The organism is Kangiella sp., from assembly GCF_048265365.1.
Taxonomy (GTDB): domain Bacteria; phylum Pseudomonadota; class Gammaproteobacteria; order Enterobacterales; family Kangiellaceae; genus Kangiella.
Genome location: NZ_JBLXBT010000003.1, coordinates 21,550 through 37,461, shown reverse-complemented (window position 1 = coordinate 37,461; position 15,912 = coordinate 21,550). Strand labels below are relative to the sequence as shown.

The 15,912-nt window shown below is 53.9% G+C and carries 20 protein-coding genes; 12 read left to right on the top strand and 8 right to left on the bottom strand.

Annotated features, from left to right (window positions below):
• Window positions 1–27: 27 nt before the first annotated feature.
• The 5 genes from ACN0VI_RS13080 (at window position 28) to ACN0VI_RS13060 (ending at window position 3,449) form a co-directional block, all read left to right on the top strand.
• Window positions 28–429, top strand: a complete 402-nt coding sequence (locus tag ACN0VI_RS13080; protein WP_063542199.1) for a TraR/DksA family transcriptional regulator — start codon at window positions 28–30, stop codon at window positions 427–429.
• A gap of 76 nt (window positions 430–505) precedes the next feature.
• Window positions 506–868: a hypothetical protein gene (locus ACN0VI_RS13075; protein WP_417447083.1), complete on the top strand. Its 363-nt coding sequence runs from the start codon at window positions 506–508 to the stop codon at window positions 866–868.
• Window positions 869–989: 121 nt separating this feature from the next.
• Window positions 990–1,724 carry a metallophosphoesterase gene (locus tag ACN0VI_RS13070; protein ID WP_417447082.1) on the top strand — a complete coding sequence of 245 codons (735 nt, stop codon included), beginning with the start codon at window positions 990–992 and terminating at the stop codon, window positions 1,722–1,724.
• A 169-nt stretch (window positions 1,725–1,893) separates the two neighbouring features.
• Window positions 1,894–2,262: a hypothetical protein gene (locus ACN0VI_RS13065; RefSeq protein WP_417447081.1), complete on the top strand. Its 369-nt coding sequence runs from the start codon at window positions 1,894–1,896 to the stop codon at window positions 2,260–2,262.
• The gene (locus ACN0VI_RS13060) at window positions 2,259–3,449 is read left to right on the top strand and encodes a tyrosine-type recombinase/integrase (RefSeq protein WP_417447080.1); all 1,191 of its coding nucleotides are present in this window, start codon (window positions 2,259–2,261) and stop codon (window positions 3,447–3,449) included. Before ACN0VI_RS13065 ends, ACN0VI_RS13060 begins: the two co-directional genes overlap by 4 nt.
• A gap of 185 nt (window positions 3,450–3,634) precedes the next feature.
• Here the strand turns inward: ACN0VI_RS13060 and ACN0VI_RS13055 are convergent, their stop codons facing one another.
• Window positions 3,635–4,396, bottom strand: coding sequence for a hypothetical protein (locus ACN0VI_RS13055; protein WP_279648788.1), 762 nt, complete (start codon window positions 4,394–4,396; stop codon window positions 3,635–3,637).
• 109 nt (window positions 4,397–4,505) lie between these two features.
• Between ACN0VI_RS13055 and ACN0VI_RS13050 the strand changes: the two genes are divergently transcribed.
• Window positions 4,506–4,820 (top strand): hypothetical protein, encoded by a 315-nt coding sequence (locus ACN0VI_RS13050; RefSeq protein WP_417447079.1) that lies wholly within the window; start codon window positions 4,506–4,508, stop codon window positions 4,818–4,820.
• Between the two features lie 76 nt (window positions 4,821–4,896).
• Here ACN0VI_RS13050 and ACN0VI_RS13045 read toward each other — a convergent pair whose 3' ends face one another.
• The 7 genes from ACN0VI_RS13045 to ACN0VI_RS13015 all read right to left on the bottom strand — a co-directional run bounded on the left by ACN0VI_RS13045 (window position 4,897) and on the right by ACN0VI_RS13015 (window position 11,385).
• Complete coding sequence (locus tag ACN0VI_RS13045; protein ID WP_417447078.1) at window positions 4,897–5,256, bottom strand: histone-like nucleoid-structuring protein, MvaT/MvaU family; 360 nt, start codon at window positions 5,254–5,256, stop codon at window positions 4,897–4,899.
• A 257-nt stretch (window positions 5,257–5,513) separates the two neighbouring features.
• Window positions 5,514–6,407 (bottom strand): hypothetical protein, encoded by an 894-nt coding sequence (locus ACN0VI_RS13040; RefSeq protein ID WP_417447077.1) that lies wholly within the window; start codon window positions 6,405–6,407, stop codon window positions 5,514–5,516.
• An 831-nt stretch (window positions 6,408–7,238) separates the two neighbouring features.
• Complete coding sequence (locus tag ACN0VI_RS13035; RefSeq protein WP_417447076.1) at window positions 7,239–7,727, bottom strand: hypothetical protein; 489 nt, start codon at window positions 7,725–7,727, stop codon at window positions 7,239–7,241.
• Window positions 7,728–8,401: 674 nt separating this feature from the next.
• Window positions 8,402–9,415 (bottom strand): ParB/RepB/Spo0J family partition protein, encoded by a 1,014-nt coding sequence (locus tag ACN0VI_RS13030; protein ID WP_417447075.1) that lies wholly within the window; start codon window positions 9,413–9,415, stop codon window positions 8,402–8,404.
• 25 nt (window positions 9,416–9,440) lie between these two features.
• The gene (locus ACN0VI_RS13025; protein ID WP_044314870.1) at window positions 9,441–10,538 is read right to left on the bottom strand and encodes a ParA family protein; all 1,098 of its coding nucleotides are present in this window, start codon (window positions 10,536–10,538) and stop codon (window positions 9,441–9,443) included.
• A 174-nt stretch (window positions 10,539–10,712) separates the two neighbouring features.
• Window positions 10,713–11,033 carry a hypothetical protein gene (locus ACN0VI_RS13020; protein ID WP_279648796.1) on the bottom strand — a complete coding sequence of 107 codons (321 nt, stop codon included), beginning with the start codon at window positions 11,031–11,033 and terminating at the stop codon, window positions 10,713–10,715.
• 4 nt (window positions 11,034–11,037) lie between these two features.
• Entirely contained in the window at window positions 11,038–11,385 is a 348-nt protein-coding gene (locus ACN0VI_RS13015; RefSeq protein WP_279648797.1) for a hypothetical protein, read from the bottom strand.
• Here ACN0VI_RS13015 and ACN0VI_RS13010 point away from each other — a divergent pair.
• The 6 genes from ACN0VI_RS13010 to ACN0VI_RS12985 all read left to right on the top strand — a co-directional run bounded on the left by ACN0VI_RS13010 (window position 11,369) and on the right by ACN0VI_RS12985 (window position 15,896).
• Entirely contained in the window at window positions 11,369–12,532 is a 1,164-nt protein-coding gene (locus ACN0VI_RS13010; protein WP_417447137.1) for a tyrosine-type recombinase/integrase, read from the top strand. The genes ACN0VI_RS13015 and ACN0VI_RS13010 overlap by 17 nt on opposite strands.
• A 248-nt stretch (window positions 12,533–12,780) precedes the next feature.
• Window positions 12,781–12,963 carry a hypothetical protein gene (locus ACN0VI_RS13005; RefSeq protein WP_044316033.1) on the top strand — a complete coding sequence of 61 codons (183 nt, stop codon included), beginning with the start codon at window positions 12,781–12,783 and terminating at the stop codon, window positions 12,961–12,963.
• Window positions 12,964–12,978: 15 nt separating this feature from the next.
• The gene (locus tag ACN0VI_RS13000; protein ID WP_044316032.1) at window positions 12,979–13,269 is read left to right on the top strand and encodes a hypothetical protein; all 291 of its coding nucleotides are present in this window, start codon (window positions 12,979–12,981) and stop codon (window positions 13,267–13,269) included.
• Between the two features lie 18 nt (window positions 13,270–13,287).
• Window positions 13,288–13,470: a hypothetical protein gene (locus ACN0VI_RS12995; RefSeq protein ID WP_417447074.1), complete on the top strand. Its 183-nt coding sequence runs from the start codon at window positions 13,288–13,290 to the stop codon at window positions 13,468–13,470.
• A 126-nt stretch (window positions 13,471–13,596) separates the two neighbouring features.
• Window positions 13,597–13,914 (top strand): hypothetical protein, encoded by a 318-nt coding sequence (locus tag ACN0VI_RS12990; protein WP_417447073.1) that lies wholly within the window; start codon window positions 13,597–13,599, stop codon window positions 13,912–13,914.
• Window positions 13,915–14,390: 476 nt separating this feature from the next.
• Complete coding sequence (locus ACN0VI_RS12985) at window positions 14,391–15,896, top strand: UvrD-helicase domain-containing protein (protein WP_230486074.1); 1,506 nt, start codon at window positions 14,391–14,393, stop codon at window positions 15,894–15,896.
• Window positions 15,897–15,912: the final 16 nt, after the last annotated feature.

Below are 15,912 nucleotides of genomic sequence, written 5' to 3'. Positions count from 1 at the left end.
AAAAATATCCAAAGAAGGAAATGTCATATGAGCAGCTTCACTATCAATCGCGTTCCGGGTGGCGACTATATGAACCCAGCACAGAAAGAATTCTTCGAGGGCGTGCTGCGGGCTCGCCTTGGAGAAGTGGCTGATTCAGCGCGTGCTGCCAAAGAAGCATTGGCAGGCCTTGGCATTGCAGCGGACGCGTTAGATCAAGGCCTTATCGAAGAAGAACGAAACACGCTTTATCGCACCTTGGAGCGTTTGAATGCGCAGAGTGCCGAAATTACACGAGCTATCCAGGCAATCAAAGATGATGAGTATGGATGGTGTGAAGATACCGGCGAAGAAATCGGGCTAGAACGACTGATTGCTCAGCCCACTGCGAAGCTAAGCGCTGTGGCACAGGCGCGAATGGAGTCTGCAGCTGCTCACTATAATCGGTAAATTAAAGGTTTGACTAATTCGATTATTGTTATATTGTTGGCGTTAGAGTTTGAATTGATATGAGGTGGGTATGCTGGTGAGTGAAGAGATTAATTTTGACACGCTGTTGCGCTTCGATGGTAATGACCAAGTAAAAATGCACGCGGCGCTCCGGGGTTGGATGGACCTTGCCCAAGAGCAAAGAGCTTTATTGTGGAAATTCTACAATCTTTCAGAAGTGCTCACTGTACAAGACGCTCCGCGTGTAGAAAGTGCGCTGATGATTATTCGTCAGATTCGTGCGCGCATTGCCAATCTTGTTGAGCAATTTGCATTGACCCCGTGCGTGAATGTTCTAAAGAGTGCACTTGAAACATTGGACTCCTGTGCCAATGACGCAGAAAAGTACGCCAAGTGGATTCTTTCGTTCTACTACGAGCGCAACAACCTCATGTTGTAGGACGCATGAAGAAAGAGTTACAAAACAAGACCTGCCCTCTGCAGGTCTTTTTTTTTGGGGGGGCTTGGGTTATGGCGGACCTGGGATAGAGTCTATAGATAAATGTTCAGTGGGAAAAACAATGGTCGGTCGGACGCCAGTTGTCTCCGGTAATGGGCTCTATCATCAGTTCGGTGCCAATCATGCTGGTCGCGATTTCGTGGTTGGTGACCTTCACGGAGAGGCTGAAAAGCTCAATGAACTGCTCTGCATGGCGCGGTTTGACTGGGATTCTGACAGGATTTTTTCTGCTGGCGATCTGGTTGATCGTGGACCTCTCTCACTCCGAATGGCATTGATGACTCGCCAGCAAGGCTTCATCGCTGTGCGCGGGAATCATGATCAGTGGTGTATTGACGCAGGTTTAGAAGGTGATGCGCCGGGTCATATCAATAATGGTGGCGACTGGTTTTATGAATTAAACGTACTTGAGCGAAGTATGGTCGCAAGGCTTTTAAATAAGCTTCCAGTTGCACTTTCGTTTATTGGGCCGTGCGGAAAGAAATACGGATTAGTTCATGCCGAATGCCCGCATCACGACTGGACCCACTTTGAGGAAATACTTTGTGGTGAGTGGGGCAACAATGTGTGCGCCCACTTCGCCTCCAAGGCTATCTGGAGCCGAAAGCGCTACCAGCAACTCGACGCTTCCCTGGTGCGCAATGTTGAGGCGGTGTTCGTTGGCCACACGCGGGTCGATCAGGTCAAAACCCTTGGCAACGTCTGTTACCTCGACACTGGCGCCTGCTTTGAGGGCGGTCGGTTGACCATGATCGAGCTGATGCCGAACGGCGCCCGTCACGTCTATCAGGTGTAAATGTGGGAGAGGCTGTGGGACAGATTGAGCCGGAACGGCCAATAGGCCGTAAATATGCGCTCTACAGCTCGATTGTACGCAGATACTATATCTGCGTACAAAGCGTGAAATCTGACCCTGCTGCTGGCCCTGCGGTGCCGAGATTTGAATTTTGCATAAAAGGATCAGCATGGAATCAGTAGTTGCAACCGTCAGTGCAGTGATCGAGGACGGCATATGCGCAGCTGCCATCAGCATGGCCTTGGATCAGGACTTCACCCAGGTGCGCGCGGAGATGGAGGTGCGCGCGATATACCTCAGCGCATCGCAGCGTCCGTTGTTCATAAAGGATGCAGTCGCTCACCTGGTCATCGAAGCCATCGGTGCGTTCGCTGAGTCCGAGGGGTTCACAGGCAACCGCTGTGCAGGTTTTGTCCGCGCCTGGCTGGGCTGCCCGGTTGGTGCGCACGGATCTTCCGACACGCTCGCCGGCTGGCAGGCAGGCTTCAGCCACCCGGCCAAGCCGCAACTTGAAACCTTCCTTGGAATCGAACCATGAGCAAACTGACCCCGAAGTTTGTGAAGGACACGACCACACCCGGCGCCTATCAGGATGGGCGGGGCTTGATACTGCGTATCGCGGAGACAGGGCGGAAAAGCTGGGTGTTCCGATATTCATTCCACGGGGATCGGCACGACATCTCGTTGGGTACCTACCCTGCCCTCTCTCTGCGTGATGCCCGGCTTGCCGCCGACGCTGAGCGAGTGACGATCTCGCAGGGGAAAAATCCGCTGGACCAGCGCTACGCCATTCGCCAGAAATCGGCTGCCAGCAAAAAGGCGGGAAAGACGTTCAAGTCTGAAGCCAAGCAGTACGTCAGGACCCACTCTGCCTCTTGGAGCCCGGCGTATGCTCAGGATTGGGAATCGAGCCTGGAGAATCACGTATTCAATGTTATCGGCATGCTGCACCCACGCGATGTACACACCGATAACGTCCTGGCTGTTCTCGAACCCATCTGGCTGCAGATTCCAGCTACCGCAAAGCTGGTCCGCAATCGCATCGAGCTGATTCTGGATGCTGCCAAAGCCAAGGGGCTGCGTGAGGGCGAGAATCCGGCCCGCTGGCGTGGCCACCTCGACAAGCTGCTGGCCAGGCAATCCAAGAGTAAGCGGCCCTTCCCCGCCTACCCTTGGCAGAAGATCCACGGGCTATACAGCGATCTCATCACCCTGGATGGGAGTGCTGCCCGCGCAATGGAGATGGTGATTCTCACTGCCTGCCGAAGCGGTGAGGTCCGTAATGCCCAATGGCATGAGTTTGATTTTGTAGAGCGGATCTGGACGATCCCTGCAGAGCGCATGAAGTCTGGGGTAACACATCGGGTACCGCTCACCGAGGCAATGATCGACGTTCTCGACAGTGTGAAAGGGCTCGATCCAGTCTGGGTTTTTAAGAAGGGTCGCGGCTCAGGCCCTTTGGCGGGGAATGCGTTGGGCCGCGTGCTGAAGAAGATAAAGGCCGGTGATTGCGTCCCGCATGGGTTCCGCTCGACCTTCAGGACGTGGGCGGCAGACGCTACCGATTTCCCCCGAGAGGTCTGCGAAATGGCTTTGGCGCACGGTTTGAGTGACAGGGTAGAAGCTGCGTACAACCGCGCGGAGTTGATCGATAAACGCCGGCTGCTTATGCAGCAGTGGAACGATTTCTTGCTGGGTACCAGAGAGCAGCAAGAGGCTGCTTAATGCCAGGCTTAGATAGGCATCTCATGGGAGGCCTCCATTTGAGCGATGGTGGCCGTCATGTAGATGACTGTGGCTGTAGGCCGGAGCTGGGTAATGGCGGGTTCAATTCTCTGACCGAGGCAATGAGCAGCAGCTGCATCTGCAGCAGCGTGCCAAAAGTAGCTAGGTCGGCGTTGCACCATGCATCAGGTAGCCTGCTGCATGTGCATTGTTGAGCGAACCAGTGCGATAGCTGAACTGGCATCCAACCATGGAGAGATCTTACGGATCTGCAAGAGAAACAAGCTCGTGACAAAGAAGGCGTCTGCAGCCTCAATCGGTACAGCTTTCACACCCCCGCCCTTCTCGAAGACCTTCGTGAACACCTTAGTACCCTGGCGCTCCATAGAGAAGCCTTTCGTTTTATCGGCACCGTGAGAAGAGAACTCGCAGGATTGGCGAGCGCCAAGCAGTACGGCCGCAACCACGGGTAGCTCAGCGCGCGTCATTTGAATGCGAGTTTTCTGCCCCCAGTTGTAGGATCGCGGTCCCGTTGCACTTGCAGCATCGAGTGCAATGGTTGGCACCCCACCACGGGTAACATCGGCTTCAAAGCATAGCGCGGCTTTGCCACCGTAGACGTGGAACTTCGCACGATCACTCAGCAGATTGTTCTCGTCACGTTGGCTACGGCCCTGGTCATCATCGTTAGTTTGGCCATCCATACCACCTTGATCATCTTCCTCATTGGCCGACAGTATTTGCGCGGCTGTTAGCGATGATCTGACATATTCCAATGCGTTCGGGTCATCGAGCTGGTTGAGCGAGGCGATCAACTTACCGCGATCAGCATGAGCAAGAACCACCTGGATCTTTTCGCGCGGGATCACTGGCAAGCTGAAGCGCATTAGCTGGTGATTGATCTGGGCAAGAGTTGGATTCTGATTGAGTGCGACTGAGCTATTCATGGAACCCTCCGGTTTTTCTTAAATCTATCCTAGATGGCCAGAAACCCAATGGCTTGGGATATAGCAGCTTGGCCGTACAGTCGATATAGGCATTGACTGGAGAGCCTGTATGGAAAACATTATAAAGCACATTTGCTCTGTAAAAGAGATATGCAATGAGTGCCCGTTTCTGAAAAGTAACCGTGATGCTGAAGCATTGAGTATTCGCCGGCATCATCTGTCTGAAATGAAAGGCGACCTATTTTATCGCCCCAACTGCCGCAAGCACGCTGACGTTGCTGACGGTGGCGATAACCCTATGTGTCGAGGGGCAGCGGTCTACATGCATAAGACCAAACAACTTAACGCAGCACTAAAGGTAGCGCTCGATAGCGGGGAGATCAAGGAGGAAGAGCTTGTAGCCGAGCACAATAAGGTTATTTGAAATCTACTGAAACTCAGCGAAAGAATAGAAACAAAAAAGCCAGCTTAGCGCTGGCTTTTTTGTTTTACCTTTACGGTCATTCGGTAACCCAGCTTTCAACCACATCGCTGCCGTGTTCGGCTTTCCATGCCTTCAGGGTCTTGTGGTTGCCGCCTTTGGTGGAGATTGATTCGTTGGTGTGGGGATTCACGTAGGTCTTGACCTTACGCTCTCCACGCTTCTTGGGCACCGCAGCAGCTGGACGCTGCCGGGAATCGGGGTCCAGGATTGCGATGATGTCACGTAGAGACTTGTTGTAGTCGGCCATCAGACTGCGCAACTTCTCTTCGAACTCCATCTCCTTGATCAGGCGTTCATCATTGCTCATGTTTGCCAGACGGGCTTGAAGCTCTTTGATAGCTTCCTCGGTTTGGCGGTATTCAGTGATGAGGGACATCGTTATTCCTTCCTTATGTTGGGTGTGCGCAATTAGCTTGCGTGTGAGCCAAACCCGACAAGAGTAAGGCATCCGTAGGTCGCAAGCATACCGAAAGCAAATATGCCTGCATAGAAAAGCTTACCGCGTATCAGCTGAAATGTGCTCATTTGTGTTCACGAGTGGTACTCGCCCTCTTTGATGTCAACTGGTGTGGTCGGTACGTTCTATCTGTACAGCTTTATCTAACCACGGACCCGCAACAACCCAAGCGAGGTTTAACGCCTGAACGACATAGCTTTAAGACGGGGGTATAGAAGACTCATGGCCTCAGAGGTAAACAATAGTAGTTGCATGTCCAGACCCTGTTCTACCTCATCCAGAATCTGTCCCACCAGTGTCTCTGCCTCATAGCCTTGCTCCATCGCATCCTTCGCCAGTGCAAATAGCAATTCGGTGCTGGACGGAGACTTCACCTTTGGTTGAAGCAAATCGTCTGATGCGGAATCTCTATCACAAGTGGATGGATTGAAGGATGCAGGATTGGATTCGATTGCATCACTTAGCGATGCTGGAGTTATGGGTTTACTTGCAGCCTTGGGGGCCGGCCTGCTCTTCTCTCGCATTTGCTTCGCAGCTTTGCATATGGCTTTGGGTCCATCGTTGCAAAGTGTTTTTTGTTCCTGGTCTTCCAGTCCACTGATTCTTTCTGCAGCTGAAATACTGATTTCGCCCGACTTCACAGCATCAAGCAACTCGGGCACGCCCTGGCGCACGACCTTGCAAGCTGAAGAAATGGATCTGGGGCTTACGCCCATGATGGTTGCTGCGTCATCAATCGTTATGCTCCCCTCTTCATCTGCGCCCTTCAGAGAGGAAACCTCTGCTGCGATCAATGCTCGCTGCGCAACGCTCAGTTGCCGACGATAGAGGTTCAACGACAGCACGAAGCCTAACGCGTCGTCGCCTGTGTACTCCTCCGTCGCAGGCTCAATATCGAGATCACAGCAGCTCCTATAACGATTACGACCGTCAAGGATCTTGCCCTGGAACAGAACGATAGGATGTCGCAGGCCATTGGTGCTGATATCGGAGCGGAATGAGACGTATTCATCCTCATGCATCATCGGGAACAACTTGGCGTAAGGATGAATTTCGTACTGTGTGACCATGATGCGGAGCCCGGCTAGGTGATGGACTTACGTTATCAGTCATCAACATGATCCGGTGCTTTAAACCTACCAGTTTCTGGTAGGTTTCCTGCCAAAAAAAAGGCCGCGTGGAGCGGCCTTCTATGAATGTTCATTGTCAGTTTTGGTTCGTCTCAGTCAAACCCCCTCTTTTTCAAGGGCTGAGATAAGTGCTTCAAGTTCCTTAGGATCGGGGTTTGTTTCGACGATCCTCAGCGTTTTATCAGACAGGACCTCCATTACACACCAGTCGATGCTTCGGAGATCTTGTCCCGGCGCGGGCGGTTCGACCCAATAAGGGAATGAATGCACAACGCTAGGCTCTGACTTTTTCTTCATGGTGGCTAACCTCTTGCTCAGTCAGCAATTTCAACATTGCGGCACGCTGGCTGATGTGATCGCTCAGCTTTGAAAGGCCACCTTGTGTGGGGTGCCTTCAGGCCAGGCGAATCATGTCAGATTGGGTGGTATCAAATATTTTCTGCATTAACTTGGCATTATCCCTGATGGGACTGCAGCAGGATTCTAGGAGTTCTCGTTTCGCGCAGGGTGTGCATTTTCTCCAGTGCTCCACTACGGCGGCGTGCAGCTCAGCAGTGGAAGCGTCAATAAGGTCATTACGGGTTATGGTGTCCGCCAAGCGCATGCTCTCGAATCGAGAGATCGCCCGATGAGAAATTTGTGTGCTGTTTTTGGTTGGCTGTTGCATGCTCGCCTCCGAAAAGTTCGGATGGCATTGTGCCATCACGTAAGAATCTTTGGCACATCATATTGATATTTTAGTACGCCGTTCGTTCCGCTCACCTCACTCATTTACTCATATATAAGCGTTGTTTTAGACATTTTTGCTAAATGAAACTTTCTGGTGCTGTAGCCAAGAGTCATTTCTTGGCTGAACAGAGGCGCGTGTAGCTCTAGCTGTCCATCGTCTAGCTTGAAGAGCACGCTCCTGCTACCCCGTATGGGGTCGTTGGTGTTCATTACCTCCAGTGCCTGCGAAAGATTTGCCTTAAGACGCTCGAAATCTGCCGCGTCCATCGTCAGCCAGGCTGCATCAAGGGTGCTCGTTTCGTCGAAGGCTAGCAGGATGTGTTGCACCTCTGGGTACAGATCATTAGACGATATGACCTCTACTACAGGCCCGTTCGTGAAGCTGTACCCTTGCTCGCTCGTGACTATGAAATCTTCCAGGATCGATTTCATTGTGCTCTGCCCTACTCGCAAACCCAGCGGCAGGCGCAGATCGTCGCAGCGTTCTTTCGGGGTGAAGGCGTCATCATCTAATTTCAGCGCGCTTTCCATGACTGTCCTCTTTGTGGTGAGTGAGGACATGTTGGAGTTTTTTTTCAGCTGCGTGCGCTGGAATCCTGCAGCTTTGTTGTCGATTTAAAAAATAGTTTGGCGCCTGGCGTCGTCGGATGCAGGCCGATATGGCAACGGCTGCGCTCGAAGTCCTTCACTATGAGTGCGCATGCTCAAAGCGCTGCCAATACGGCAACTGGCCGTCCACGCTTGAGGCGCTATGCCAGACGGCATCCAATTTGGCAGCATCGGCAATTCCAGCCGATGATGATGTTTCACAGTGAAACATTGATAAGGCTGCATTCCTGATTTCACGCCGCCCATGATCATCGCGGTGTAGAGGAGGGGGCATCACAGTGTTTCACGGTGAAACACGCAGCCGATAGATGCGCCTCATTCGCTCTATATGCTGATAGATGTCAGATCTTGCTGAACCATCAGCATCACCTAGTGGGGCGCCCAAAGGGGGGGCGTTCTGAATGCGACCTGTCCTGTTTCACTGTGAAACAACGGCAACAGCAGATCGAGGCGGGTAGGGCAGGGTGGTTGCTTGTTGAGGAGTGGCGATTCGCCACTTAGCGTGAGGGCTCGCTCGATAATAACGGCCTGTGTTTCACGGTGAAACAAAAAGGCCCCGTCATGAACGGGGCCAGGGGTGGATTCGATAGAGCTGGCTACTGGATTGACTCAATAGCCTTGCGTATCACTTCCTGAGCCGCGCTCATGTCCAGGTCCTTAGGAAGCTTCAGGCTGATCGTGTTCTTTCTGACCGTCATTGATGCAGCGCGTCCATTTCCCAGCGTCAATTCAGAGGTGCTAAAGCTCGGAGATCTCTCCTTGTTGCTATCGTCCTTAATGGTCTTCTCGATCCACCTTAACGCCGCTTCTTGGCTGATGCCTTCTTCTTCGATCTTATGCAGCGCCTGCAAAACCAGATCTGGATGAGATTCGCCGGCCGTTACAAAGTCAGCAATGCTGCGGCCGCCAACCAGGGAAGGGTGGGTTTCGAGATACTGAATCGCCTGGGGCGGAAGCTTCATGAAGGACAAGCAACGGGTTACGGACGCTAGGCTTGCGCCAAGCCTAGAAGCTAGCGCCCTTTGATTCTTGATCTTGCCTCGGCTCAAGATCTTCGCGTATTGCCGGCCCTTCTCGAAGTCCGTTAAGTCGGTATGACCTTCGTTGTCGGCTACTGCGAGTATTTCGGCCTCGGCGTCATCAGCTTCGATGATTCGGATTGGAATCGATATCCAGCCAAGATCTGCGGCTGCTCGGTACCTGCCATAGCCGCCAAGCAGCTCCAACTTCCCGTCATCCAGCATCCTAACCAGAACTGGTCTGGTGATCTTGCCAGCCACAGCTATCGAGGTCGTAAGACGCTCCTGCTGATCGTCGGTACGCGCGAGGCGCGGTTGGATCTCAGGATTGACGACAATGCGGGAAAGGGGGGCTACGGTCGCGTCACCCTGATCAGCGTGCTCATCAGCACTTGGATGCAGGGGGAGGGCGGTAGCGCTTGCTGGATGTTCATCAGTGGACTGCTGCTGACCTTTTGTCTTGAGAATGTCGTCAAGCGAGACTCCAAGGCTCGCCGGTGGAATCTTGCTTGCACTCTCCTGCTTCTGCAGTTGCTGCAACTCCTCGACCGAGGGCCGGTCCTGGCCGAAAGGCCGCACCTTCTTGGGCATCTGAACCTCCGTTGTGGTGACCTGATTAGCTCAGCGCAATCAGTCGATCAAGAATTTCACTGTAAACAGACCGCATGGCGCCAGCGGAATTGTCAGAAGCACCCTTCCAGGTAAGGATCGGCAGGCCCAGTTCGAGGGCCTTGGAGTAGTCTTCAGACATATACAGCTTCGATTCCGTAACGCACCCAGGGAAAACATCTTCCAGCTTCGCCAGGTGTTCCATGGCCCGTGGGCGATTCTTGATAAACATCGTAGGAATGGCTGCTACGGCCGGGGTGCGACCGTACTCCTCGTGGGAAGCGCGAAGACGGTCACCCAGGCGGGCGAGGGCGCGCGAGGAGAATTTATCCATCCTGATTGGGCAGACAATCAAGTCACAAGCGACAAGACTGTTGCGAGTCATAAGGGATGCTGTAGGGGCATTGTCGAAAATAATCACGTCATAAGAGCGCAGGTCCACACCGGGGAACTCGCCTTTCAGCCCCTTCGAGATGAGGGTGGCGTAGCGGTAGTCGTGGTTCTGCGATGCGTTGATGCCAATCTCCAGCTCTTCCAGCTGCTCCTCCGATGGGATGAGGTGAGGCCCATACTCACCAAAAGGCTTTTTGATGATCTCATCGAGGGATTTGGGGGCGAAAAGTCCACGAATGCCCAGCACGTTGCCAAGGCTTCCGTCTACGCCGCGATCTGCAGGAATTCCAAGGTCCTCCAGCTCTTCCGGGGTGAGGTCGGGATAGTAGCCGAGCATCTCCGTTGCATCGCTCTGCGGGTCATTATCGATGATCAGGACCTTCAGCCCCATGAACCCCAAATAAATGGCCAAATTCACGCAGTTGGTGGTTTTGGCCGTACCCCCTTTCTGCACGTATGTGGAGATCGTCATCGGCCGCTTGAGCGTCCGGGTAAGACCTTTGCTGCGGCGCAAGGCAGCGATCTGGAACAGGTCAGCAGGGGAGTACACACGACGCGCAACCGAGCCGCTATTGATCCGGCGAATCTCTATTCCTGGCTCGTCTTCGACCAGGCGCAATGCGCGCTGAGAGATGCCCAGGCAGTCGGCGGCAAACTGAGGCGCGTAAGCGATCTCATCGTAGTTAGGGTAGGGCGGTCGGGTGTTTTCCATGTCGATTCCTTGAGTGATTTTGGTGAGACTTTACACGGTGTGCGTTGTAAATCAAGTCTGCGTCATACGCGAGCGTTGATTAGAGCTAAAAAGCTTACGTGGAAAGACTTAAAAGTATTTTTTACGGCAGGTAGAAAAAAGCCCGCATAGGCGGGCTCAGAGAAGAGGCCAGCGTCATATCGCAACGGCATTCGGGAACAGTTCGATCAGGTCCGGGTACTGATCGAGTACATGGGCCGGGGGGAGGGTGGTTGTGCCGTAGAGCGAGCCAGACTGCACAGGATCGTTGAAGAAGAGGGCGTTATTAACGGCAGCACGGTGCACGTCACGAAGGGCAAGGTCTGCCGTTTCGGCGTCCGAGAAAGCCGAATAATGCTCTCCAAGCTCAACATTCCACCGCCGGCCGTGGTTGCTAAGGCGAACTGCCTTGGCCAATGCACAGAACTCCTCACGAAGCAGCTCATGCGGTGCAGCCTGGCTATCTGTAGTGGTCATGAATTCAACCCTCAGTCCTGGATGTTTGCGGCACGAGCGTGATCAGAGCGCGTCGGTACCGAGCAGCTTGATCCGAGCTGAGCAGGCCTCGGGCTTTCAATGCTTCAAAGATCGATACGGCGTACTTCATGGCCTCGCAATCGTCAGCGTGCTGATCGATGACGACCACCGGGAAGGCGGATGGCGTATCGTGAGTCGCGCCGATGGCCAGCGTTTGCACGACCCAGCCGTGATCTGTCTCCACTTGGTCAACCGTGAGGCGCGAGATTGCAATGATGATTCCGCGCTCGATCAGATCGAGCATGCGCAGCTTCGCGTGCGGAGCCTTGGGCTTGATGATTTTGGCTTGCATGGGTGTCTCGTTGCAGCGGGAGATGTACTCAAGTTACCAACGATCCAAGGGAACCCAAGCTGACCTGATGCCGGCCATTCAGGTGGTATGGTCGCTGCTGATCCGTCGCAAACCCATCTTGGATCTGACCCGCGTCGATGCCGAGGCCTTCATGGAGTTCTGTCTGAATCCTCCTCCTGGATGGGTCGGCCCGGTGGTCAAGTCACGATTCAACCGTATCGGCGGACGCAAGGCCCAAGACAGCGATGTCTATCAGGTCAACGAGGCTTGGCGCCCCTTCAATGCGGTCGCCCCGAAGCGCGCCAAACTCAATTCAGGAACGCCCTGCCAGGAAAAAAAATACACCCCATCTCAGGGCTCCGTGGCGCAGATTTTCGCCGTCTGCGGCAGCTTCTATCAGCACGCCAATGATGAAGGTTTCACCGAGGCAAATCCTTTCCGGGCGATCAAGCAGAAGACGCGGTACAAGCAGAGAAATACCTGGGAGGTGGGCAGTCGGTCGCTCACGCCCCTGCAGTGGGACTACGTGATCGAAACCGCCGAGAGAATGGCTGATGCCGATGACGCACATGAGCGCACCCTGTTCATCCTAGCCACCATCTTCTCAATGTACTTGCGGGTGTCCGATCTGGTTGGCCGGGATAACTGGGAGCCAACAATGGGGGACTTCCGGCGCAACGGACAGGGCATTTGGTTCTTCCATGTGGTCGGCAAGGGCAACAAAGCTGCCAAAATCAGCGTTCGTGACGACTACATGAACACCTACATGGCGCGCTACCGGCGCCACCTTGGCCTCTCAGCAACACCAGCCCCTGGAGAGCGCACGCCGCTTCTGCAGGCCCTCAATGGGCGCGCCGGGTTGAGTGATCGGCAAATTCGTCTGCTCATCCAGGGAGTATTTGACCAAGCCATCGAACGGATGAAACACGACGCCTGGAACGAGACGGAAATCGAAAGTCTCCGTGATGCGTCTCTGCACTGGCTGCGCCACACCTCAGCAACCTTCGACGCACCGCTGCGTGATGCAAAAGATCTGCAGGCTGATTTGCGCCACGAGAGCATGAGGACCACGGTCGATGTCTACTACAACTCTCTTGATGATCAGCGGGCCAGTTCCGTCAAAGGGCTGCCAGTCAGGAGGCAGTAGCTCACGGGTGATCGCCTAATCGACTGTGCTTGCCGCAAGCAGGCGTCGAGAGCTATGTGCGGGCCATACAGGGCTACCAATACCTCATTGGCATTGTCCTAGTTTTCTTACCAGAAAGTGGTGACCTTTCAGGCCTTCCATGTGTGCAGGCTATGGGAGAATGCCGGCATGGCATTGGGATTGCGCTAAGTGTCGTCATGCTGGACTCATATCAACCTACCTCAGCGAACAAACCACGGTAATCGACAATGGCCATCTTCGACGAGATGCGGGAACAGCTTCAGGAACTGCTGGATCTGGTAAAGCAGGACGAACAGTACACCGCAGCTGTCGCATACGGCGCGTTTAAGGCTGATGAGGGCTCCGCCCAGGCCCACCGAAAGCGCGTCCTACGCATCGTAGAGCTGAAGCGCAACTTCGGACTGAAGTGATCGAGGGCATCGACCATGGGCATCATTGCCGCTGACCCAATGGGCCGCATTCTGCGAGTTACTGCGGTGCTGTGCATCACCGTTGGTGTCATCGCACTTACTGACTATTTCAGCCTGTTCCGGGCTATCGGCGTCATGTGTGTTGCACTGTCGCCTATCGTTTTTGCCTACGGCTATTTCCTCCGTAAACCTTGGATTACTCGCGTAGCTTCAAGTTTGATCATCACTGGGATGATCTTATGGTTTATCAATGCTGACATGGGTTGGCAGGATCGTTACTGCATCTTATCTCCGATTGGCTGCTGAAGTTTTTGAGGAAATTGTATGAATGTTTGGGTACTTATTTTGTCCTTGGCGACTGGAAGTTCAAGTGGTGGCCAGGCAATAACACACGTTCCTGGATTCTCCTCGCAGGAGAAGTGCAACGCGGCAGCGGCTGCATGGTTAAATACGGCCGTTAAAGAGCACAGTCCAGTCCGTCCAACAGCCATTTGCGTTCTGCTTTGAGAGTAGAGGCGTGTGAAGCACTACCTAATATGTTCACCTGGGGAGTCGGTTGCGAATTGAATCAGTAGTCGCGCCTTAGACTATTCTCAGGTAAAAGTAATCATCTAAATATGTCAGGAAACTCGTATGTCCGTACTTGTTGAGTTTGTGATTTTCATCTTTGCGTTGCCAGCGTTGTTTCTGTACTTGTTCTACACGATGCTGCACATGGTTGCTGATTTCTTTGGGTGGTCTTTCATCCCAGGCGTAATGGGCATCCACATTGGCGTCACACTTTTTGTGCTCGGTCAGCCCGATCCCGGTGTTCAATGGGAGAGCATCTTCCAAACGCTTGCTGGGATTGAGGTGGTCGGCATGCCGTTGCCCCTTGTCCTAGTTTGCGCTGGCGTGACCATCCTCGTGATAGGTGCGGCTATGAACATTCGAAACCAAACCGCGAGATAGTTTGATGAACGACTGGGAGACGGCCTGCCGAATCAAGAAGGTGATGCAACGTGACCGCTTTGGATGCGGTATCGCTTGCGCTGCAATGGTGTCTGGCAAGAGATCTTTGTGGCATCGTTGTGCTGTTTCGCTGGTACGAATTTATTGTTAAGGCTAAGCGACCTCTGTGCTAATTGCTGCGGTGGTTGACGAATTAAATTAGTCTTAAACGAGGTCTTTGCACATGTCTTTTCTTCTCTTAATTATTGCTTTCCTGGCCTTCATGTGGTGTTTCTTGCAGTTCGGGAAAAGGTATCCTAAGGCGTTATATGCCTTGGTTCCCGTAGTGGCGTTTGGGTTGGTTGCCGCCTACAGCGTAGGCCTACTTGCAGACTGTGAGCAGCCGTTCTGTGTAAATATCGCGGAGCGATAATGGGTAATGCTTGGGTTTCCTTTTGAGCGAGGGATAATTTCATTCAGCCCAGGAGGAAGTAACCATGTCATTCGCCTTCACGCACGAGCAACAACCTGCGATTAACTCGCTTGCTCGCCTGATCAGGCTTGTCGCATTCGCCGGAACTGGCAAGACAACCACACTGGTTGGGTATGCCCAAGCTCATCCCCAACAGCGCATTCTCTACCTCTGCTACAACAAGAGTGTCGAGATAACGGCCAAAGAGAAATTCCCACTCCATGTGACATGCAAGACCTCACACGGGCTTGCTTATGGTTCGATGGGTGCGAAGTACCAGCACAAGCTCACCGGGAATCTCAGGCTGACTGATATCGCCCGCGCGATTTCGAGTCAGAGCTGGGATTTCGTGCGCGCGGTGCAAGACACGCTCAATGCCTTCCTGGCCAGTGCGGATGACAGCATCACAATCGATCATGTGCCATCGAGCAGGCTCAAGAACGAACGCATGAAGCGCGCCGCAGGAAAGATCGTCGCCAGCGCCAATCATCTCTGGAATCGCATGCTCGATGTGCGCGATACCTCTGTCCTCCAGACCCACGATGGGTACCTGAAGGCGTGGGCGCTCACCCGCCCGGATCTGTCGAAGCGTTTCGATATTGTGCTGGCGGACGAGGCGCAGGATATCAACCCTCTGCTGGCCGGCGTCCTTGCTGACCAAGCGCGATACGGTATGGGTGTTGTTGTGTGCGGTGACGGCCACCAGATGCTGTATCGCTTCAGGGGAGCCGTCGATGCGCTAGATGCTCACTGGCTCGACAAGGCCGAGACGCACTACCTCACCCAGAGCTTCCGCTTCGGCCCGGCCGTCGCGAAGGTGGCGAACATGATCCTGCACTTCAAAGGCGAAACGCGGCCGCTGGTAGGGCTGGGCGAGGCCACCCGAGTGACAAAAACCCTTCCCGAGGACCTGGAGCACCGTACCGTTCTCTGCCGCACTGTAATCGGCGTCATCGAGACGGCCCTGATTGCACAGGCCAAGAATGAGCAAATCTACTGGGTCGGCGGCATCGATAGCTACCACCTGCAGGACATCGAAGACCTGTATTGGCTCTATGCCGAGCAGCGGGACAAAATCAAGAACAAGCGCCTGATGCAAGAATATCCTACGTTCGACCTGTACGAGGAAATCGCAACAGAGAGCCAAGATGCTGAGATGCAGCGCACGCTACGAGTGGTCGAGCAGTACAAAAACGCCCTGCCCGACCTCTTTGCCAAACTTCGCCGCACGGCAGTCAAGGACGAGCTGGAAGCCACAATCTCGGTCAGTACAGCGCACCGAGCCAAGGGCCTGGAATGGGATGCGGTGGAGCTAAGCGATGACTTCTCCTTCGAGCCGTTCAACCCGGAAAATACGCTTGAGCAGTTCGAGGACGAAATGAACCTGCTGTATGTCGCCAGCACGCGAGCGATGAAGGTTCTGGCTATCAACGGTCCAGTGCTGGAAATCATGCACGAATTCGTGGGCCGGCGTGACGGCAAGCGGCCGAATATCCCCCTTACCTTCAAGCGCGCAGCAGAGGCGGCGTAGTCCTTGGGTTTGACCA